The organism is Butyrivibrio sp. AE2032, from assembly GCF_000702965.1.
The window spans coordinates 457384-477239 of sequence record NZ_JNLF01000004.1 but is presented as its reverse complement, the minus strand read 5'-3'; the positions used below and the strand labels follow the sequence as shown (position 1 = coordinate 477239).

Annotated in this window: 22 protein-coding genes and 1 tRNA gene; 19 read left to right on the top strand and 4 right to left on the bottom strand. The window is 43.5% G+C overall.

Going from position 1 to position 19856, the window contains the following annotated elements; translation table 11 throughout:
- Positions 1-9: 9 nt before the first annotated feature.
- The 8 genes from BO18_RS16165 (at position 10) to BO18_RS16130 (ending at position 6634) form a co-directional block, all read left to right on the top strand.
- Entirely contained in the window at positions 10-573 is a 564-nt protein-coding gene (locus tag BO18_RS16165) for a DJ-1 family glyoxalase III (protein ID WP_034447985.1), read from the top strand.
- Positions 574-634: 61 nt separating this feature from the next.
- Positions 635-725, top strand: a tRNA-Ser gene (locus tag BO18_RS16160).
- A gap of 161 nt (positions 726-886) precedes the next feature.
- Complete coding sequence (locus BO18_RS16155; RefSeq protein WP_034447982.1) at positions 887-1936, top strand: IS1595 family transposase; 1050 nt, start codon at positions 887-889, stop codon at positions 1934-1936.
- A gap of 18 nt (positions 1937-1954) precedes the next feature.
- Positions 1955-3283: an RNA-guided endonuclease InsQ/TnpB family protein gene (locus BO18_RS16150; protein ID WP_051688837.1), complete on the top strand. Its 1329-nt coding sequence runs from the start codon at positions 1955-1957 to the stop codon at positions 3281-3283.
- 182 nt (positions 3284-3465) lie between these two features.
- Positions 3466-3960 carry a CHAP domain-containing protein gene (locus BO18_RS16145; RefSeq protein ID WP_185752480.1) on the top strand — a complete coding sequence of 165 codons (495 nt, stop codon included), beginning with the start codon at positions 3466-3468 and terminating at the stop codon, positions 3958-3960.
- Entirely contained in the window at positions 3953-4600 is a 648-nt protein-coding gene (locus BO18_RS16140; RefSeq protein ID WP_034447978.1) for a class I SAM-dependent methyltransferase, read from the top strand. The genes BO18_RS16145 and BO18_RS16140 overlap by 8 nt, the downstream gene beginning before the upstream one ends.
- Positions 4601-4912: 312 nt before the next feature.
- Positions 4913-6193 (top strand): MFS transporter, encoded by a 1281-nt coding sequence (locus BO18_RS16135; protein WP_034447976.1) that lies wholly within the window; start codon positions 4913-4915, stop codon positions 6191-6193.
- Positions 6194-6409: 216 nt separating this feature from the next.
- Positions 6410-6634 (top strand): antitoxin, encoded by a 225-nt coding sequence (locus BO18_RS16130; RefSeq protein WP_034447974.1) that lies wholly within the window; start codon positions 6410-6412, stop codon positions 6632-6634.
- Between the two features lie 125 nt (positions 6635-6759).
- Here the strand turns inward: BO18_RS16130 and BO18_RS16125 are convergent, their stop codons facing one another.
- Complete coding sequence (locus BO18_RS16125) at positions 6760-8055, bottom strand: helix-turn-helix domain-containing protein (RefSeq protein WP_034447972.1); 1296 nt, start codon at positions 8053-8055, stop codon at positions 6760-6762.
- 204 nt (positions 8056-8259) lie between these two features.
- Here BO18_RS16125 and BO18_RS32945 point away from each other — a divergent pair, with 204 nt between their 5' ends.
- From BO18_RS32945 to BO18_RS16080, 9 genes are all read left to right on the top strand, one after another.
- A complete protein-coding gene (locus BO18_RS32945) occupies positions 8260-9705 on the top strand; it encodes a 2'-5' RNA ligase family protein (protein WP_051688836.1) in 1446 nt (481 codons plus the stop codon).
- 165 nt (positions 9706-9870) lie between these two features.
- Positions 9871-10944, top strand: coding sequence for a DUF4261 domain-containing protein (locus BO18_RS16115; protein ID WP_081861095.1), 1074 nt, complete (start codon positions 9871-9873; stop codon positions 10942-10944).
- A 147-nt stretch (positions 10945-11091) separates the two neighbouring features.
- Positions 11092-11634, top strand: coding sequence for a PadR family transcriptional regulator (locus BO18_RS16110; protein ID WP_034447970.1), 543 nt, complete (start codon positions 11092-11094; stop codon positions 11632-11634).
- A gap of 9 nt (positions 11635-11643) precedes the next feature.
- Entirely contained in the window at positions 11644-12144 is a 501-nt protein-coding gene (locus BO18_RS16105; RefSeq protein ID WP_034447968.1) for a flavodoxin family protein, read from the top strand.
- Positions 12137-12928: a GNAT family N-acetyltransferase gene (locus tag BO18_RS16100; RefSeq protein ID WP_034447966.1), complete on the top strand. Its 792-nt coding sequence runs from the start codon at positions 12137-12139 to the stop codon at positions 12926-12928. Before BO18_RS16105 ends, BO18_RS16100 begins: the two co-directional genes overlap by 8 nt.
- A 63-nt stretch (positions 12929-12991) precedes the next feature.
- A complete protein-coding gene (locus tag BO18_RS16095; protein WP_242856584.1) occupies positions 12992-13519 on the top strand; it encodes a hypothetical protein in 528 nt (175 codons plus the stop codon).
- Between the two features lie 87 nt (positions 13520-13606).
- A complete protein-coding gene (locus tag BO18_RS16090) occupies positions 13607-14293 on the top strand; it encodes a CPBP family intramembrane glutamic endopeptidase (protein WP_034447964.1) in 687 nt (228 codons plus the stop codon).
- A gap of 2 nt (positions 14294-14295) precedes the next feature.
- The gene (locus BO18_RS16085) at positions 14296-14901 is read left to right on the top strand and encodes a Crp/Fnr family transcriptional regulator (RefSeq protein ID WP_185752479.1); all 606 of its coding nucleotides are present in this window, start codon (positions 14296-14298) and stop codon (positions 14899-14901) included.
- Positions 14902-14936: 35 nt separating this feature from the next.
- Complete coding sequence (locus BO18_RS16080) at positions 14937-15623, top strand: MBL fold metallo-hydrolase (RefSeq protein WP_034447961.1); 687 nt, start codon at positions 14937-14939, stop codon at positions 15621-15623.
- Between the two features lie 30 nt (positions 15624-15653).
- On the opposite strand, the gene BO18_RS16075 is transcribed toward BO18_RS16080, so the two are convergent.
- Positions 15654-16226, bottom strand: a complete 573-nt coding sequence (locus BO18_RS16075) for a hypothetical protein (protein ID WP_034447958.1) — start codon at positions 16224-16226, stop codon at positions 15654-15656.
- 137 nt (positions 16227-16363) lie between these two features.
- On the opposite strand from BO18_RS16075, the gene BO18_RS16070 reads away from it, so the two are divergent.
- Positions 16364-16696 (top strand): hypothetical protein, encoded by a 333-nt coding sequence (locus tag BO18_RS16070; protein WP_034447956.1) that lies wholly within the window; start codon positions 16364-16366, stop codon positions 16694-16696.
- Between the two features lie 136 nt (positions 16697-16832).
- On the opposite strand, the gene BO18_RS16065 is transcribed toward BO18_RS16070, so the two are convergent.
- Together BO18_RS16065 and BO18_RS16060 are read right to left on the bottom strand one after the other, a co-directional pair.
- On the bottom strand, positions 16833-17765 hold the full coding sequence (locus tag BO18_RS16065) for a carbohydrate ABC transporter permease (RefSeq protein ID WP_051688835.1): 933 nt from the start codon (positions 17763-17765) through the stop codon (positions 16833-16835).
- A 536-nt stretch (positions 17766-18301) separates the two neighbouring features.
- A complete protein-coding gene (locus BO18_RS16060; RefSeq protein ID WP_034447954.1) occupies positions 18302-19381 on the bottom strand; it encodes a GGDEF domain-containing protein in 1080 nt (359 codons plus the stop codon).
- A gap of 141 nt (positions 19382-19522) precedes the next feature.
- Here BO18_RS16060 and BO18_RS16055 point away from each other — a divergent pair, with 141 nt between their 5' ends.
- Positions 19523-19855 (top strand): hypothetical protein, encoded by a 333-nt coding sequence (locus BO18_RS16055; RefSeq protein ID WP_034447951.1) that lies wholly within the window; start codon positions 19523-19525, stop codon positions 19853-19855.
- Position 19856: the final 1 nt, after the last annotated feature.

The window sequence follows — 19856 nt, the reverse complement described above, 5'->3', positions numbered from 1 at the left end:
AGGGATATTATGGCAAAGGCAGCAGTTTTCATCGCAGACGGCAGCGAAGAAGTTGAGGCGCTCACACCGATAGATCTTTTGAGAAGAGCAAAAGTTGAGGTGGATATTGTTTCCATCATGCCTTCTCTTGAAATTGTATCTTCAAGAAACATAAAGATCACGGCAGACAAACTGATAGGTGATATAAACTTCGATGATTACGACCTTCTGGTCCTTCCCGGCGGTGTAAAGGGAACCAATAACCTTAATGCCTGTGAGCTTCTTAAAGAGAATCTCGTAAAGTTTAATGAGCAGGGTAAGGGTATTGCAGCTATATGCGCGGCTCCCACTGTTTTCGCAGGCATCGGACTTCTTAACGGCAAGGATGCTACCTGCAACCCGGGCTGCTGGGGTGAGCTCCGCAAGAACGGTGCCAATGTGATCGAAGACAGTAAGGTTTTTGTCAACGGCAACGTTATAACAAGCCAGGCAATGGGCACATCTGTTGATTTCGGTCTGGCTCTTGTCGCTTATCTCTGCGGTGAGGAAGAAGCAGAAGAATTAAGAAAAATCATACGTTTCGGTGCGATTTAACATTGTTACATCCATATTCAGTTGAATATTTGGACTGAATCATTTACAATAAGGCGCGTTTGGAGACGTATCGAAGTGGTCATAACGGGGCGCACTCGAAATGCGTTTGTCGGGTAACCGGCACGTGAGTTCGAATCTCACCGTCTCCGCCACAAATGCCTGTAAACACTGCGTTTGCGGGCATTTTTATTTTTCGAGAAAATGAAGATGATATAATAAATATGGCTCTTTTAAATTTCACAGTTGACAAACATTCGTTCTAGTTCTATTATATGCATAGAACGTTTGTTTGTTTTTGAAAGGAGCCCGTACAATGTCAGAGTTGAAGGAAGTCTTTGCTGCATATAAGAAATTATCCTTCACTGACCGTATCGTGTTCTATACGACTCTTTCCAATACTGTAAATGTACACGAGGATAACCTCCAGGATTTCCTTATCGAAACACGTATTGCCGATGGTAATACATGCATCTATTGTGAAGGTTCTCATGTTGTTAAGAACGGTAAGCGTAAAGACGGTATTCAGCGTTTCCTCTGCCGTGATTGCAAGAAGTCATTTATACCGAGTTCCTGCTCCGTTACTTCTGGTACTAGAAAGAACTTGAGTGTTTGGGCTCAGTATCTGAAATGCATGTCGGATAAAAAGACGCTTAAGGAAACTGCTGAAGAATGTTCCATATCGGTAACAACAGCCTTTTACTGGCGGCATAAGATTCTGGATGCTCTGCAGGAAGTAACTGACAGAGTATGTCTTGACGGAACAGTTGAAGCCGATGAGACATTCTTTAACGTTTCCTACAAGGGTAACCATAAAAATAGCAGACAGTTCATAATGCCCAGGAAAGCACATAAGAGAGGAAATGACATACACAGTAAAGGTCTGTCATCAGAAAAGGTGTGTGTTCCCTGTTCCGTTGATGTTGAAGGGATCGCGTTCGCAAAACCCGTTAAGCTTGGTAAGGTAAGTACGGAATGCCTGATAGACGTGTTCAGCGGTATTGTCTCCCCTTCAGCAGTGCTGTGTACAGATAACGAGAAAGCATACCGGCTTTTGGCAAGAAATAAAGCTATCAGACTGATACAGACAGATACAAATAAACGAATAACCATTGTGAATGGCACTACTTACGGTATCCAACGCATCAATTCATACCACAGTTCATTGAAAAGCTTTATCGACAGGTTTCACGGAGTATCGACCAAACATCTGGAGCATTACATCATCTGGAATAACCTGATAACAAACACCAAAAGAAGCAAGACGGAAAACATAAGCCTGATGTTCGTACAGATAATGAGCAGAAGGCTGACAGTACATAACAACGATATATCGGCAAGACCGCCGCTTTCATTCGTCACATAGAGATAAGGGGCATGTAACATGATACTCTCGGAAGAACACAGGATAAAGAAACATAACAATAAGAAACTTCTTCACGAGATAGACGGTTACTGCTATAAAGTGAAGAACCTTTCCAACAGCGTCAACTACCTGATAAAGCAGTGTTACCGCATACATAAGAAGATCGTGAACGGTAAAGCACTTGAAGAGTGGGAAGATGAACTCATCAGAGCGATAAACAACGGCATAACGGAATACAACTCGGGTCGCTCTGAAAGCAAGCGGTTACGTTATATCGATTCCGATAACGGATATATAGCCGATGCATATTTTCTCAGCTGGTATCTGAAAGGAACGGAAGTATATAAGGACGTTCCATATGCGACATGCAGTCAGATATGCATACAGGAGAAATGCAGAGAGTGGAAGTCGTTCTACAGGGCGACAGCAGAATACTGGAAAGATTCGAAGAAGTTCAAGGAGCATCCACACGTGCCGGGATATCTTGACCCGAAGACAGGAAGAGGTTCTCTTGTGATAACCAGTCAGAACTTCAAGGTGGATGAGAATGGTAATGTAACCATGCCTAAATTCCTCAGTGGTATACACATACGTGCAAGGCACAGTTCAGTCAGACAGATAAGGATAAAGACGTTCAAGGATTCTGTCCTGATCAGTCTGATGTATGAGAAAGAGGAAAAGACTGCAAGAGGGACAAAGGTCATGGGAATAGACCTGGGAGTAAACAATCTCATAGCAGCCGCGTGGGATTCCGAAGACAGGCCCGTGATAATCAACGGGAAACCGCTGAAATCGATAAACCAGTACTACAACAAGGCAAGAGCGCATACGCAGAAGGAGGCAAAAGTATATAACGGAAAGAACAGGACCAAAAGGCTGAATAAACTTACGGCAAAAAGGAACCGCAAGGTAAAAGACTACATGCACAAGGCCAGCAGGAAGATAGTTAACCTGGCCGTCTCTTCAGGTGTCGGACTCATAGTGGTAGGTTCCAATCACGGATGGAAACAGAAAGTACACATGGGAAACATAACAAACCAGAACTTTGTATCCATACCGTATAAGACACTTACGGACATGATCACATACAAAGCACGACTTGAAGGCATAGAGGTAAAAACTGTACGCGAGAGTTACACGAGCGGAACGAGTTATCTTGACGGAGAAAAGCCAACCAGAACTTACTATGACAAGACACGAAGGATAGAACGAGGACTATTTAAGAGCAACAGCGGGATCTTCATTAACGCAGACGTAAATGCGGCATATCAGATGATGAAGTTGGGTGACACAAGAGCAATTCCCATCAAGACAGGAGAACAGATAATCAAGATAAAAGCAGCCTGAATTAGATCAGGTAGAGGCATAAGGCTAGTGCCATTAAAGAGCCGATATGATATATTCATTTCGGAGATTTTTAAATATCAGTCACAATCTGGTAAATAGCCATAAGTATTAGATGACTTAGGAGAGAAGGAATCCTTTGTCGATTATCTTTTAATATCATGATGAAAGCAACAAGATTATTATTGGCAGAAATAGCCGAAGAAAAGGCGCGGACTCCTTTCCATGGTTTTGAAGAAAGCAAAGAGTCTAACCTGGGTCCGATCATTCAGCTGTTCCCTAAGTGGACGCTGGAAGAAGCTGACGGTCTGTGGTGCGCGGCTTTCGTTTATTATTGCATAACGGAAGCGGGCTTCGATATTCCGATCCGTCCGAACGAATGCAGGACATGTCATTTGGCAGGCTGCATCGCGTGGGAAGAATTTGCTCTTGGCAATCCTCAGATTGGATATTACAAAGGAGTTGCGGACTTTATTCCTGAGCCGGGAGACATTGTTCTTTATGACCGTGTTTTCGAGAACATGGAACACGACCACATCGGTATAGTAATCGAAAAGCGCGAGAATACCATCCTCGCCGTCGAAGGAAATGTTAATAACAGGTCAGTGATCATCGAGCGACCTGTGGATGAGCATATCCGCGCATTTATAAGGATTCCAAACGGCTATAAATATGGATGACATTGTTTCACAGTGGTATGAGGATACCAAGAACGTTGATGAGATGCAGGACTGGAATCCTGCATTAAAAGAATGGGAAAAAACAGTTGCGGGGCACTTCCCTTCCGGCGCAAGAATATTGGACATCGGCTGCGGTTTGGGTCGCGAAGCGTTTGCATTATGCGATCTCGGCTTCGAAGTTGTCGGGATCGACATCTCAAAAGAAGTAATAACACGCGTAAAGCAACTCTCTGCTGCTAAAGAATATAAGATATCATTTTTTGATTACGACGGAGAGCATCTAGATTTCCCTAACGAGTCTTTCGATGTCGTGCTGATCTGGGCGCAGACCCTCGGACTGCTTTATGGAGAAGCGTTAAAGAACAGGTATCTGTCGGAATGCAAAAGGGTCCTTAAGACAGACGGTCTGCTCAGTTTCTCGACGCATGATTATAATTATCTGAAAGAGAATTATCCCAATTGCCTGGATGGCCGGAAATTCTTTCCGTATGCCAATGCAGATATTTATTGGGAGGCTTTTGAATCAGATGATCTGATACAGTTCGCGGACCAGGCAGGCATGGAAGTAATCCTTTGCGAAAAGGGGAAAATATACAGACCGGAAGACGGAACGATCCTGCATTGCCTGTGCAGAAAATGAGAGTGGAAGGACTGGGGTAATACTTGATCCACTTCAGGAACCGAGTTTGGTTGCAGAACTTCTAAGCCGACTCTCATCTATAAAGTAGATTGAAGATACATGCTATAATTCTCATATACAGAATTGACTTATCAGGAGACTTGATAATATGAAACTAACCAGATGGGGAATACCGCTTGCGGCAGATGCTATAGCTTCGTGCAAGGTCTGATAAAGGACGATACTTGTACGAAGCGGTAATTCAATAGAGATTATCGTCCGATATAGGCTTTGCACTTGTTCACTAATTCAGAACAATAAAGGAGCAAAGCTATGTTTACTTTTCAAACTATTAAAGACCTCAAGACGTTTCTGATCTTGTGGTTTTCACAGATTGTATCGGAACTCGGTACAGCCATGACTGATTATGCACTGGTCATTTGGGTGTACGAACAGAAGGGAACTGCTTCAAGCGTTACTCTTCTAACACTGTGTATATTTCTGCCGACGATCTTTTTCAGGTTCATCGCGGGAACAGTTGCGGATCGCCAGAATAAGAAACTGATCATGCTGCTTTCGGATCTGGTTGCCGCTTTAGGGACTTTGATCATATTCGCACTTTATTCGGTTTCTTCTCTGGCGGTATGGCATCTTTATATCATCAACACTCTTATGAGTCTGATGAATTCATTTCAGGTGCCGGCTTCGTTTGTTGCAACAAGTCTGCTCGTGCCGGAAAAATACTACACGAAGGCAAGCGGATTGCAGGGAATATCCGGTTCTGTCGTCAGCATTCTGGCACCCGCTCTCGGAAGCGTATTGATAGCTTTCGGCGGGATAAAAACGGTACTGATAATCGACCTTATCAGTTTCGGTTTTGCTTTTGTGGTATTGATGTTCTTCATCAGGATCCCCGAGCCTGTCGGGAATGAAGAAAACAGTGTCCCGTTTATCAGGAGCTGCCTCGATGGAATACATTTTCTGAAAGAACACAAAGCACTGTTGCATCTGACGTTTTTTGTCGCTGTGATCAACTTTTTCGCAAAGCTCGGAGGTGACGGAATGATGGCTCCGTTCGTACTTGGCAGAACAGGCAACGATCAGAGGATACTTGGCATTGTTCAAAGCTCGGTTTCAGCAGGGCTTCTTATCGGAAGCATAATTTCAACTGTCATGAAACCTGTGAAAAAGAAATGCCGGTTTGTTTTCATCACATGTGCACTCATATTCACGGGCAACATAATAAATGGTCTGACCATATCACCGGTCATATGGTGTATTTCAAACATCGGAACTTATGTAACAGCAGTTATCATGAACGTTAATCTTACAACCGTAATGCGCGAAAAAGTTCCGGTGGAGATGCAGGGAAGAGTCACTTCTGCCCAGGATACGCTGAAGAACTTCACGATCCCTCTAGGCTTGTTTCTGGGTGGAATATTGGCTGATAATGTTTTCGAACCGTTCATGGAAAACGAAAACATCTTATCAGGTATATTCGGAACAGGGCATGGTGCAGGGATTGCATTGATCTTCTTTATATCAGGCCTGTCGGGAATGATAATAAGCCTGATCAGATTGACTAAACCGGTATATAAAGACCTGGATAAATAAGTTCCTGCGGTTGTATGCAAACATAAGAAATTTGCGGTAGAAACATTAAAAATTCTTGCATTCTCTTTTGCGAATTGATAATGAAATATAATTACATTATAATTATGTATAGAAAGTCTCGTATCAATTATTTGAATGGGATGAAAACAAAATCATTTCAGCGCGAAAGGCAACAAAACCTGAAGCAAATTACTACATTCAAGGCGGTGGATAATTATGAGAGATAACTATGATATTTCAAAACTCAATCCCAAAAAGAATCCATATGCAGGAAAGCTTAAGCGTCAGGTAACTATTAATCTCAAATCAACAACTGTAGACTACTTTAAAAAGCTTGCTGATGAGACAGGCATTCCATACCAGAATCTGATAGATCTGTATCTCGATGATTGCGTGAAAAAGGGAATCAAGCCAGACATAAAATGGCAAAAACCGGCATAAACCTTTTATAATTATATTGGCGCTTTTCCACGACTAATATTCAACATAATTATGTAGTTGTCAGGGGCTGTCTCAAAACAAGTGAGATAGCCCCTTTTGTTGTGTGCAACAATACTACAGTCTTGTTATTCTATCTTCATCTTTTCGAAATTATCGATGATGCTTCTCGTCATTTTCCTGTTTGTTGTATAGAGTTCTTCGTATCGACCCTTATCAGCGAAGTAAGCGGTAGAGATGAATTGATTGGCAAGAATGATGTAAGGCACGGCCTTCTTTTCCTCTTCGGTAAGTTTTACTATTGAATCATATCCTGCGATCATCTCTTTCATGATACTTATCCATTTCATGAACTTGTCGTTGTTGCCGTCTTCGAAAGTCTCGGACAGTATGGCGGTAGCAGCATAACAGGGATCGAAGATCCTGACGTTTCTCTCGCTGAGCTCGAAGTCGATAAAGCCCCATTTATCATCAGCTACGATGATATTGCTTGGATTTGGATCTCTGTGGATCACTTGCCTGGGGAGTGACTTATATAGGTTACCGAATTCATCAAGAAACCTGTTTGTGAAAGTATCGTCTAAACCGAGTCCCGATGAGAGTTTCGGCAATGCCCATGACTTAACTGCATCGTAGGTATCAGCTTCGTCTGCTGCCGTATCTATCGCAGAAAGCGCTTTGTCGAGCCATCCGATGATCTCACCTGTGAATCTGGCTTTCTTCTGATAATCATCAAGATATAGCTTGCCAGCCATTACTCTTTCTCCGTTGATCTTACGATAGAGAGTAAAGTAAATCTCGCCTTCCTGAACGCATTCTCTTCCGTCCCTGGTCGGAATGATCGTTGGTGCAGACAGTCCGACGTTGTTGAGTGCTCCGGCTATCTCGATCGCCTTCTTGGTATTGCCGAGATTTGCAGTATATTTGATCACATATTCATCGCCGACAAACTTGGACGTGTCGCTTATCTCTCCTGTCTCAGGAAATACGATATCAGAGACTTTCTGATCCTGAATGTCCCAGTTAGAGAGAACTTCCGTGATCAACTTATGATTAATCATAATGTGTTCCTCCTGTAAGAGATTGATCCTGTAAGGCTTTTTGGCCTTGAACTTACGAAGGTACTCCGTCGGTGTATATCCGGTCTCGCGGACGAAGGATCTGTAGAATCCCGAATAGGTCTCAAAGCCATATTCGTATGTCACATCGCTTTTCTTTCGTCCTGTTCCGATCTCGTAGATCGCATTAAGAAGTTTTCTTCTCAAGATATATTGCATTACGGGGAAGCCCACGGCATCCTGAAATATCCTGTAGAAGTGGAACATTGAATATCCCGCTTCCTGTGCCAGGGCCTTTGCGTCGATCTCGTCCTTAAGACCTGCTTCGATCTTATCCAATATTTTCTGGATACAGTCCTTATACACTTGGGTACCTCCTTTCTCAATTTCTTGCAGCTGCAACAAGTTTATGATAGCTCATAAACCACTTGAAAACATTTCCTGTTTTGCTGTGTTTTAGAAGATTCATGTAAGGAAAACTGCAATTTATCTCCTGGTTATTCTTTTGGTAGAATAACAATTGATGATGTTATCGGAAGTTTAACTTTGCTCTGATGATGGGAGGATATTATGTTCAGAACCATAATGATATTTCCTGAGTTTTCTAATATGGAGATAATCGATTCTATCAGGTTATGGTACGATCCGCTGGCGGAACTTATCAGGCCTCATATTACTATTGTCTTTCCGTTCGAATCGGATATGAGCAATGAGGAATTATCCGAAGTGCTTGAAGAAAGACTCAAGGACATTGAACCGTTCGATATTGAACTTAAGGGGTTTACCAAACATTCTGAAGAGTCGGGAAAATATCTGTTCCTCAATATGACTGTGGGTGCAGAGGCGGTGAAAAACATACATGATCTGCTGTATGCAAATGAGTTCAAACCGTTCGATCCCGGATACGAATATGTTCCTCATATGACGGTCGGAAAGTTCGATTCAGAGCTGATGCTTAATAGCGCATACGAACGTGTCAAATCCATAGATGATTTATTTATGTTTACAGTCGGTAAGATATCCGTGGAGATGATCGGAGAACACGATGAGTCGATAATCATCATCGAAAAAGAGTTAAAGAAAAACAACGATTCAGGGAAAAGCGATTTCCCGCGTTTTGCTTTCGGCGGAAAGCGGGAAAAAGAAACCGATGATCTTCCTGTGAGCATGGAGAATATTAGGAAATCGTTTAAGAGCGGAAGTTTTAAAGAAACCCGCTTGCAACTGAGCCGGCTTGACAGAAATGATAAAGATCCTGAAGCGGATCTTATTAGAATCCTGAGTTGTTATCGGGTTGGAAATGCTGAAGCACTGATGCACAAAGTCTGCACCGGCGGTTATTCCGTAAAACTGCTTTTCACACGCTCTGAGATGAAAAAACTTGCTTCGGATCTGTTGGATTCAGGCAATGATATTGTGGCTCATATGGTGCAGTACTGCTTCCTCAGTCTGATGCTGTCCGGACGGTCTGCAGAAGACATTTTGCCGTTGTTTGATCTGGATCCCACCTCTATCAGAATGTATCCGTCAGGTTTTAAAGGAATAGATAGGGAAGATGTTGCGAATTTCAAAAGGACAAGAGCGATAGAGGCTGCGAAGGAACCATATGAAATGGATGTCATAGAGGAACTTGATGATATAAGGGTGAAGTTCAAGAGCGCTATTGATAATCCTGACAGAAATGCTTCGAGCATCGCATCTGCGAATGCACATCTGTTGCTTGACCTTTTCACTTTGGGAGCGCGGATCGATCAGGATAACAATCCTGAATATTATGATGCTAACAGGAACGCGCCTTTGCGTGAGCACGATTACGGAGTTAACGCGCTTCCGCGTAACAGGCAGCAGGGTCAGCCGCAAATAACGCAGAATGCCTCTTCGGGTTTAAACAAGAATTCAGCACATGAACTTTACTTTAAACTGCAAATAGATTTTCCAAAACGCGATGATAAATTGAGGCGAAGAAGCGAGCTTATGGAAATGATAAAGGAAGAGGAAAAGCTTATCCTGCAGTAACTGCTTGCAGATTCTTTACAGTAGGTAAGTTGCCAGAACTTTACACCGGTAAGATTATATGAACATAGAATGTGGAATGTAATGTCGATTCGGTTTGGTATAATCTGATCATATGCTTTATGTAGGAATTACAGCGCAACTGATGAGTGATTTTGGGGAGGAAATATGGAATCTGTAGATATTGAGAAGAGTAACCTTATAGAATGGCTCAAGCATCCGAAAGAACTCGGCAAAGAACCTCAGGCAATTGAATATGTAAAGACTTTTGAGGACGACGAAGGCTGCGGGTGCATGATCTTCAAGTACAGGAAGAGCATGTTGTCACCTTGGCTTTTGGCGATCGCAAGCGATGCGGGTGTCTTCAGTCATATGGAAAAATACGTTCCCAAGACTGCAGATCAGGATGCGGCAGAACTTTTGGCTTCATTGAAGAAATTTTGGAAGAACAAGGCCGCTGAAGAAAGCGAGAGGGCTGAACGGGCAAAGAACGCCGGTAAGTTTTTGTCATTTGTCCTTCTCAAGAAGGAACAGTGGGATCACGGGAAGTTTGAGAATGACTTTGAAGCTGACTGGGGTATCAGGTTAAAGGCACCTGAGGCAAAAGAAGGTGATGACATGACAACTGTCGTTTATTCACCTGGCGACAGTGACAGCGCTATCTTTATAGCCACAAGTCTGATCGGTGCACCTGTCCCTGAAAAAGAAGCTGAATACTATGCTCAGTTCAACTATATGTGGAAGGATGCCGTTGAAGTTACGAAGTCGCATAACGCTCACATGATACTGACGGTAATGGGGTCATCAGATCCTATGGAGTCAGGTGTTCTTTTCGCAAAAGCGCTTACCACTGTCTGCCGCTGCGATAATACTCTCGGCGTCTACTATAACGATGTGGTCGCATCGCCTGAATTCCTTGTCGATGTTTCTCAGCTTATAAAACAGGATGAATTCCCGATGCTGAGCCTTATCTGGTTTGGTCTCGGAAGATCTCAGAAAGGGTACAGTGCTTATACTGTTGGTCTGACCAGATTCGGAAAAGATGAACTGGAGATCGTGGATAGTGATAAGGATCCGAGAGATATAAGGGGATTACTGATGGATATCACTGCGTATGTCATTGGCCAGGATGTCATACTGCATGACGGCGAGACTATAGGTTTCACAAACGAACAGAGACTTAAGATCGTCAGGAGTGAAGGCGTTAACGTGCAGGGCGACAGTCTTAAGATCCTTTATTGACGGCAGTCTGCTGAATAACACAGCCAGATATTCCTTTTGGAACTTTCAAATGCGGTCTTGACATCTTTGCGAATACGATTCATAATGTATCAAAACGATATATCAAAATGATATAAGACTTGTGATCCGTTCGGGAGGGAATACCGCATGGCAAAAGACAGAAAGATCGATATGGTGATATTAGGTCTGTTGTCTCACGAGGACATGACAGGTTATGACATCAAGAAACATATCGACGGCGCCATAAACTTTTTCTGGAAAGGGAGTTTCGGCAGTATCTATCCGGCTCTCAGCGCGATGGAAAATGAGGGGCAGATAAGCAAATATAAAGCAGAAGATTCGGGCGCCCGTGAGAAGATCTTCTACCATATTACCGATAATGGCACAGATTCGCTTAAGGCCTGGCTGAATGAAGAGCAGGCGGTAAATGATATGAAGTATGAGACTTTACTCAAACTGTATTTCGGGGGCGCGGGCGACAGACAGATGTCTCTTCATAACATCGAGATATTTGAATCAAAGATAAGGTCCGATCTTGAACTTCTGAAGATGTATAAGGGTAATCTTGAAAAGGATACGAGCAATGAGGATCATATGTATTTTCTGCTGACGGTCATGTTCGGGATCGAAACTTACGAAGCGTATCTGAAGTGGTGCGGCAAGGCAAAGAAGATGCTTAAGAACGGTTAAGGAGGCAATATGAAAACAGCGATAGTTTATTATTCTCTTCAAGGCAACATACGTTACGTGGCAGAAAAAGTTTCCAAAGAAACCGGTGCGGATCTTATAGAACTCGTCCCGGTAAAAGCCTATCCCGACAAAGGTATGATTAAATTTATCTGGGGAGGTTCAGCCGTAACATTCAAGAAGAAGCCTGAACTCGAGCCGTATAAGTTTGACGCGGCAGATTACGATCTGGTCATTCTTGCCACACCGGTGTGGGCAAGCAGTTTCACACCTCCCATGCGTACATTCCTTGAAGACAATGACCTGACGGGAAAGAAGATAGCAGTCATAGTAACATGTGCGGGCGGTGATACTTCCAAGTGCATAGCAGCACTTAAGGAAGCTTCAAAAGCAGAAGGGCTTGCAGCGGAAATGAGTCTTATCGATCCAAAGGACCGTCCTTCTGAAGAAAATGAGAAAAAGATAGCGGAGTTTGCAGCAAAGATAAGAAAACTGGAGGATGGAAATGGATAATTTCGTTGATGAAAGAGACTATGAACTTCTTAGTAGGGATAAATATACATTCTCGGTTTTGTCCAGGATAATCGGCGGTGAGAATACATTGCTCCTGTCAGATCACGAGAGGATGATCGTCTGCTTTACGGGGCAGCCGTATCCGGTCTGGATTTGGATGCCTGATGATGCTTCGGAAGAAGAGATGGAGAGAGCCTACAGACTTGCCGGTGAGCACGGCTTCCTCGACGGTGAACACCGTTTTAATGTGAAGTATGAACTTGCGGAATATTTCATTGCAAGAGCGAAAGAAGACGGCCCCACATTGTCGATAGTGACGAACCTGTTTGCTTATGACTGTCCCGATCCGGTCATGCCTTCGGATGAGACTGACGGTGTAATTCATCAGTGTACGGCTGAAGATTTAGATGAACTGGTCGATTTTTTCGAGATGTTCCACGATGCTGTCGGAATAGATAAGGAGAGCAGGGAACAGTACCGTCTCAGTGCCGAAGAAGGCGTAAAGAAAGGTGAGTTGTATTTTTGGAGAAATGCCGCCGGAAGATCAGTAGCTAGCTGCAGCTGGCATCCGGTAAATGACATGGCTTCGATCGGCCTGGTCTATACACGTGAAGAAGAACGCAGAAAGCATTATGCGGAACATCTTGTGTATCAGGTTACGGTTATGGTAAAGGAAGCAGGATACCTTCCGATGTTGTATACGGATGCTGATTATGTTGCTTCCAATGCCTGTTATGAAAAGATAGGTTATATCCTGAGGGGGAAGCTCTGTACTGTTGCATGAATTGCGGGCATTTTGTTCACTGTTTGAGTACGGCCTGATAGGGGATGAAATCTGCAGGTTAGCATGCGGATTAAACTATCATCGGTAAGGGCAACGTGGATGTTAAAGTTCTTCAGACTGTTTAAGAGTTATTACTTGGGCATATCATTTGCCGGAATAGCCGCCTTTGTAATACAGGAGATTCCGTACATTGTCATGCCGCTGATAGATCCTGCTTCAAATCCGATAATGAATGTGCAGAACGGGATCAAATGGCTTGAGATAACTCAGGGCGTATTCGGCATTCTGTCCATGATCTTTCTGATGATGATCGTAAGAGATGACGTCAAAGTGTTTTCGATAACTGCACCGAAGGATAAACTGTTCTTTTTTCTAACTGCGTCAATGATATTGATCAACTTTGCCGGATGGGCATTTTACTATATGGGGTATCAATACGGATGGTTGATTGTGTTGACTCAATTCGCCGTTGTCCCCTTATATTATCTGTTTTATGGTCTGTGGAAGAAAAACTGTTTTTTAGTCATATCTTCTGTACCGTTCTTTGTGATCCACACGATCAACGGATATATGAATTTTGTAATGGTATGATTTTTCACCGGTAAAAGATGCTGAATTAACATACATCAAGGCGCGATCCTTTTGCTGTTGGTATGCTCTCATTCAGGAGGTGATATCATGGATATGACAAAACAAAACGCAAAGCGCGCACTTACATTAACCACGGTGATTACTCTGTTTGTGGCAGGCTTTGAGGTCTTCATCGCTTACACAAATTACATGCCCGGAATGAACTTTTTTGATCTGGCAAGTTATGTGACCGCGAACAGGTACATTTATTATCTTATTCTCATAATTGCGAACATGGTGATGCTTCCAAGTGCGGTGCTGCTGTTTACGGAAAACGGCATAAGCCTGAAGGATGAGATATTCGAAAAGAAAACTCTTGGGAAGGATATCCTCACAGGAGTTATCGCGCTGGCATTAACGGGAATAGTTGCTGTCCTTTCCACTTTTATATACGGATGTCAGACGGATATGGCATATAAAGCGGCGAAACCGACAACGGGATTGACCATCATGGGCGTGCTTGCTCTCGGATTGGTGAGCGGCATAGTAAAAGAGATATTCTTCAGAGGCTTTGCCAAAAAGTTCTGCGGTTCAGTCATGGGTGAGATGACCGCGCTGCTTCTGTTCAATGTGATGTTCGCAATGCTCGACTGGTATAATTTCGGTTTTTCGTTCATAATCGGATTAATATGGATCTGGGCATATAAGAAGTCAGGACATCTTATCGCGCCCATGATCGCACACGGAGGCATAAACATCATTTCGCTGATATATTGGATAGTGGTGGCTAAATGAACATGGATAAGACATATCTGATAAAACAACTTAAAGAACTCTCTGACGGGTTTGGTTTGGGCATTTCCGCGGAAGCCATAGAGAAGGCGATATCTTTCTCCAGATTCAAGGTCTATTCAAAAAGCGAGGTTATCGCAAGGACCGGAGATAAGGCGATAACGGCCGGGATAGTCTTAACCGGCGTTATCAGGAGCTTCTACGTCGATAAAGACGGCAATGACATCACACAGTATTTTGCTTCTGAGGGCAGCTGGTGCATCGATTCCGGAATGGTCGGTTTTGACGAGATGCAGACAAACTGGGAAGCTTTGGAAGATACTACGGTCATGCTCTTTGATGTAAAGGACATGAAGGAACTGATATTTGGTGATGAACAGTTAAAGAATCTCTGGATTGCGTCCCTGGAAGGCGGAATGAGATATAAGATCTACAGGGAAAACGGTTTCCTGGTAGAAACTGCGACCGAGAGATATGTTGAATTCAGGAAAAGATACCCGAAGCTCGCGGAGCGCGTTCCGCTCCGTTATATAGCAACATATCTTGGAATAACGCCGGAGTCTTTAAGCCGGATCAGGAGTTCGATGAAAGAAGATAATGCCGACGTATAATTGAATTTATCGTCAGCGTTCAGGGATGAAGTGATATGAAATACCAGGATTATAAGGATAAGCCGATAGGCGACATTATATATCTGACCGGTCTTGCAGGTGATGCACCTGTTTCCAATTACATAATCCGGGGAACGGAAGGTGACATGCTGGTAGATACCGGCTTTACTGGCACATATAAACCGCTTCTCCGGTGGATCAGGGAAAACGGATTCAACATAACCGATATCTTCCTGACCCATGCTCATCCCGATCACGACTGGAATGCGGCGAGACTAAAAAAGCAGTTCGGTGCCAGGATCTGGCTTAACCGGAAGGATGTGTCTTTGATAAGAAACTTTTCTTCGCAGCCTCAGCATCCTCTTGATGAGCGTTTTATTAAAAGAGTAAAGAAAATAACCTTTTGGGCCGGTACGATCGTTAAGAGCAAGGGCTATCAGCCTGATGTGATCATAAACGGTGATGATTCGGAGACACCGCGTAAATACGGATATGACTTTGACATAGTCGAACTTCCCGGACATACTCTGGGTTCTATGGGAATACTGAAAGGTGATGCGCTTTACTGCGGAGACGCATATGTTATCTTTAACGGTGAACCTACGCTTCCCATGCACGCGACGTCTCTTGAGCTTATGAGAGCTTCGGAGGAAAGGATAAGAACGATTGCTCCGCGGTATATTGCATGCGGTCACGGCATTCCGACTGAGTTTTCCGCGTGAAGAAAAGCACAGCACGTGCAGAACTGTATGTTAATGAAACCACAAATATATATACTTGGATAAAAAATATGCGCCAATCATAAGTATAAAGTTTATCAGGAGCGTCGTACGGTACCTTTTCTTCCTGAACAGAATAACCGTTACCGGAACAGATATAGCCAGATAAACAGCCGAGAAACAGAGCTCCTTAATCGTAGCGGCCTGCTCTGTTTCTCTATCTTGTTTTAGTTGGTCTTTCAGCTTTCCGCTTTCAACAAAGTAATCAAACGGAATATATTCATGATAACGCACACCGTTACGCTCATTAGAGTACAACACACCCCTCTCCGAGATGTTCGCACCGCTGATCACAGTATCCTTCTTCAGCGTTATTGATGCGTCGGGATTGCCCGGGTTAACAATAGTAAAATCCTGATTTAGCGTCAGTTCCGATTTTGGGCCGATAATTCCGGGATTACTCCATTTCTCGTTGTAAGACTCCACAAGAATCCACAGACTGATGCAGGCGATTCCGAGAAAGATCATAAGGCAGTTCGCAATTATCAGGAATATAAACTTTACAACCTTACTTATCTTTTTACCTTTGGGTTCCTCTTGAGCCATATCATGTCCTCAGCCTTCAAAAACTTTCTTTTGAATTGTACCATCACTTAGTTTATACCATACCCGTGGGTTTATAGTGATCTGATATAATAACCAGTACGGATGCTCAGCAGGATAAAGTAATAGATGATAAAAAGATGAAGTTGAAGAATATCTATACAGTACGTTTGATAAATGTTGAAGCCGTGTCCGCCTTTTCGAAAGAAAAAGCCGGAAAACCCACATGGCTTTGTGTGCTTCAGAAAGACGTTCAATGGTCAGCATATGCTGTGCTGCCTGATCTTACTGAGGTCGATCGTTTTGATCTGGACATAATATTTGATGACGATTTCAGAAGCACAAATTCATTAAATGCCGGAGATGTCTTTGACATAGATTTTAGTATTGCAGATAAGCGTATCGGGATTCAAAAGGTTGAAGTGATCGGAATACGAAAAGATAGACCGCTCAACCATCTTGAGAATAGATAATCTGAGATTCAGACAACAAATATCCTTAAAGCAGCTCGCAGGTGTTGTAGGTTGCGGAGTGGGACTGTTCCTGATCAATGGAAAGTGATGGATGCAATAGTTGAAAACAGTATGGGAAATAGCCGGCAGTAATTTACTAATCCTTAATTCCCCTTACCGTAATCCCTGAAACGAAATATCTCTGAAGGAACGGATAAATGATGATAAGGGGCAGCATAGAGAGGACCGCTAAGGCCGACCTGAGTGTTAACGGAGTGATCTTGTATGGAGTGACCGGGTAAGCTGTTACGGTGCCGGGCAGGTCTGCAACAGCAACTTGAGTTAAATACTTCATCAATTCATATTGCAGGGTCGTGTACTTGGGACTGAATTTGTTGTATACCAAAGCATCAAACCATGCGTTCCACTGAGAAGTGGCTATGAAGAGCGCGATGGCCGCATAAACAGGCTTGCAGACAGGCGAGATGATGCTCCAAAAGATCCTCATATAACCGGCGCCTTCGAGCTGGGCCGCTTCTTCGAGCGAGTCCGGTATCCCCTTCATATATGTCCTTATAACGAGCACATATAAACCGCTTACAAGACAGGGGATAATGTAAACCCAGAAACTTTGTGTTAAGTGGAGTTTCCTGTAAAGGTTCAGTGTTGTGACAAGACCACCCTGGGCATATATCGTAATGATCCAGAACAGTGACAGTCCTGACTTAAAGATGAATCTTTTGCGGCTAATTATAAATGCGAGCAAAGTGTTGGCGGCAAGCCCCGCGGCCGTTCCGATCAAGGTCCTTGCTACGGTGGTTAATGCAGCGTTTCTGATGATTTCTCTCTCGAATAGGAGCGATCTGTAACTTTCCAATGACCATACCCGCGGGAAAAACCAGATATGTCCCCTTATGGCATCCATTCCGTCGCTTAAAGAATATGCCATCGTGTTGAATACCGGATAGATCGTAACTACTGCAAATATAATGAAGAATGCATAGAGAAATACATTAAAGGCTCTCTCTGAAGCAGCCGTCTTTTTCCTGCGTTTTATTTTTCCGTATGAAACATTTTCGAGACTTGCCATGGTATTATCCCCAAAAAGCACCGCCGTAAAAATCCCCTGTTTACAGTTTATAGGTTAGCATGCCTTAAACTTCGATAACAACGGAAAAACTCTGACATTCATACCGTGTAATTACAGTTTTTCGGGCGGTAACGTGTGTTATAATCCGAGAGCAGCACAGGGAATTATCATCAAAAAGGGATAAGGGAAAGCGGAAGATACTATTGTGATCTTAAGACAGAGAGTTTTAAGATCGATCCATAACAAAAACGTGGAATTACACCGGTATGGGCAAGCAGCTTTACGCCTCCTATGCGAACGTTCCTGGAAGACAACGATCTGACCGGAAAGAAGATCGCCGTAATGGTGACTTCGGCAGACGGCGATACTTCAAAATGCATAGCCGCTTTAAAGCAGGCTTGAAAAGCAGACAGCTTTTTAGCTGAACTGAGTCTGGTCGATCCCAAAGACCATCCTTCAGAAGAAAATGAGAAAAAGATATCGGAGTTTTCGGAGAAGATAAGAACTGCGGGAATCTGAAGAGAGGCTGATGACTGTCAGGTCTTTCTTCTTTCAGCTTTGATCTTGTCGTAATAAAGCTGCTTTTCGGCATACATATTCTCATCGGATTCGCGGAGAAGGGCATCGACAGGCTTTTTGCCGTCGCTTGAATATCCGTATCCGACAGAGCAGCTGTATGGTGTCTCGGAGACCAGCTTGTGTATTCTTGCCGTCAGTTCTTTGACATCCTCTTCGGGTGTCTTGCGGCAGACGATCACGAATTCGTCACCGCCGACCCTGTAAACTGTCTGTTTGCGCTTGACGGCACGGAAAAGACAGCTGCCAAGTGTTGAGATAGCTTTGTCTCCTGCAATGTGACCTTCTGTATCGTTGATGGTCTTAAGACCGTTCATGTCTATTGACACAAGTGCCGTGATCTCTTCCGGTTCTGCTGAGATGTCGGAGTAATATGCCTGACGGTTGAGAAGACCTGTCAGAGGATCCTTCTTGGTTACCTGAAGGATCAGGAATACATAGTAGACAAACATCGCAATGGCTATGGTGGCGCAGAATAGCTGGGAATAATCGCTCCCGATCAGGAAAGGCATTACTATCCCCGAGAAAAAAGCGAAGCAGAAGAATATTATCGGTATCCTTTCTGTCTGCTGTTTTGTGCTGTATTTGATCATGAGATAAACAAGGAAGATGCAGTAAAGGCCGACTACGATATAAGGGAGAAGCCAGAGCGGACCATGCTGCATTTTGTTGTCATCAGAGAAGCTGAATACGACGCCGGTAAAGATGGATGACAGGTCAAGCAGTGTCAGGATTATGGCAGGTATGAAGATATGCCACCGCTGTTTTTTGTTTATCGTAAAGATTATCTGTGCAACAAGGAATGGCGTTGCACTGTATCTTATCGCCGTCAGCACAGTCCTTATCTTCAGGAATTCTGCTTTGCCTGACATATAGAATTCTGCAAATACTATTATGGAGAGGAGCAGGACTTCGACTATAAGGGCATACATGCGCATGATGACCTTTTTCTCAAGGAAGACCGTTGAGATAAGAGATGCGGCAAATCCCAGAAGTATCAGGATAAGGGCCCAGTTGGTTGTAATATATTCGGTTACCACGTAGAAGACCTCAATGATAGTATTATTTAATTATAAAGCCCTAACCTCAAAAGAACAAATTCAATATGCTCCTGTTTTGGTATAATAGTCTTGCGAAAAAGGCAGGCAGCCATTCGTTTCCGGGGAATGGAGGAGCTGGGAATGCTGATAAGTATTATTTCGATAATAGCCAACATACTGTTTATTGTAGTCCTGAACCTCAATCTGTTTACGGACAGGGCTCCGTTGCCTGACGGACACTTCAGGGAATATCAGAGAAGTGCCGTTGCAAGACTCTCGCTTTCGGGTGATACCTATCTTTTCATAATCCAGATAGCATTGGCAGCCGTAAGCATCGTAACAAGTATCCTTATACTTGTGGGCGTAAATAATAAGTTCGTAAAGCTGATCCAGATCATAAGTTCCGTAGCTTCGCTCGTCTTGTTTATCATCATCATGATATCCACTTCGGGCTCGCATGCGAAATATGCCTGAG

Bases quoted from the DNA above. Each gene is read 5' to 3' on its own strand.
- BO18_RS16165 (WP_034447985.1), top strand. From the start codon at position 10: ATGGCAAAGGCAGCAGTTTTCATCGCAGACGGCAGCGAAGAAGTTGAG.
- BO18_RS16155 (WP_034447982.1), top strand. From the start codon at position 887: ATGTCAGAGTTGAAGGAAGTCTTTGCTGCATATAAGAAATTATCCTTC.
- BO18_RS16150 (WP_051688837.1), top strand. From the start codon at position 1,955: ATGATACTCTCGGAAGAACACAGGATAAAGAAACATAACAATAAGAAA.
- BO18_RS16140 (WP_034447978.1), top strand. From the start codon at position 3,953: ATGGATGACATTGTTTCACAGTGGTATGAGGATACCAAGAACGTTGAT.
- BO18_RS16135 (WP_034447976.1), top strand. From the start codon at position 4,913: ATGTTTACTTTTCAAACTATTAAAGACCTCAAGACGTTTCTGATCTTG.
- BO18_RS16130 (WP_034447974.1), top strand. From the start codon at position 6,410: ATGAGAGATAACTATGATATTTCAAAACTCAATCCCAAAAAGAATCCA.
- BO18_RS32945 (WP_051688836.1), top strand. From the start codon at position 8,260: ATGTTCAGAACCATAATGATATTTCCTGAGTTTTCTAATATGGAGATA.
- BO18_RS16115 (WP_081861095.1), top strand. From the start codon at position 9,871: ATGGAATCTGTAGATATTGAGAAGAGTAACCTTATAGAATGGCTCAAG.
- BO18_RS16110 (WP_034447970.1), top strand. From the start codon at position 11,092: ATGGCAAAAGACAGAAAGATCGATATGGTGATATTAGGTCTGTTGTCT.
- BO18_RS16105 (WP_034447968.1), top strand. From the start codon at position 11,644: ATGAAAACAGCGATAGTTTATTATTCTCTTCAAGGCAACATACGTTAC.
- BO18_RS16100 (WP_034447966.1), top strand. From the start codon at position 12,137: ATGGATAATTTCGTTGATGAAAGAGACTATGAACTTCTTAGTAGGGAT.
- BO18_RS16095 (WP_242856584.1), top strand. From the start codon at position 12,992: ATGCGGATTAAACTATCATCGGTAAGGGCAACGTGGATGTTAAAGTTC.
- BO18_RS16090 (WP_034447964.1), top strand. From the start codon at position 13,607: ATGGATATGACAAAACAAAACGCAAAGCGCGCACTTACATTAACCACG.
- BO18_RS16085 (WP_185752479.1), top strand. From the start codon at position 14,296: ATGGATAAGACATATCTGATAAAACAACTTAAAGAACTCTCTGACGGG.
- BO18_RS16080 (WP_034447961.1), top strand. From the start codon at position 14,937: ATGAAATACCAGGATTATAAGGATAAGCCGATAGGCGACATTATATAT.
- BO18_RS16075 (WP_034447958.1), bottom strand. From the start codon at position 16,226: ATGGCTCAAGAGGAACCCAAAGGTAAAAAGATAAGTAAGGTTGTAAAG.
- BO18_RS16070 (WP_034447956.1), top strand. From the start codon at position 16,364: ATGAAGTTGAAGAATATCTATACAGTACGTTTGATAAATGTTGAAGCC.
- BO18_RS16065 (WP_051688835.1), bottom strand. From the start codon at position 17,765: ATGGCAAGTCTCGAAAATGTTTCATACGGAAAAATAAAACGCAGGAAA.
- BO18_RS16055 (WP_034447951.1), top strand. From the start codon at position 19,523: ATGCTGATAAGTATTATTTCGATAATAGCCAACATACTGTTTATTGTA.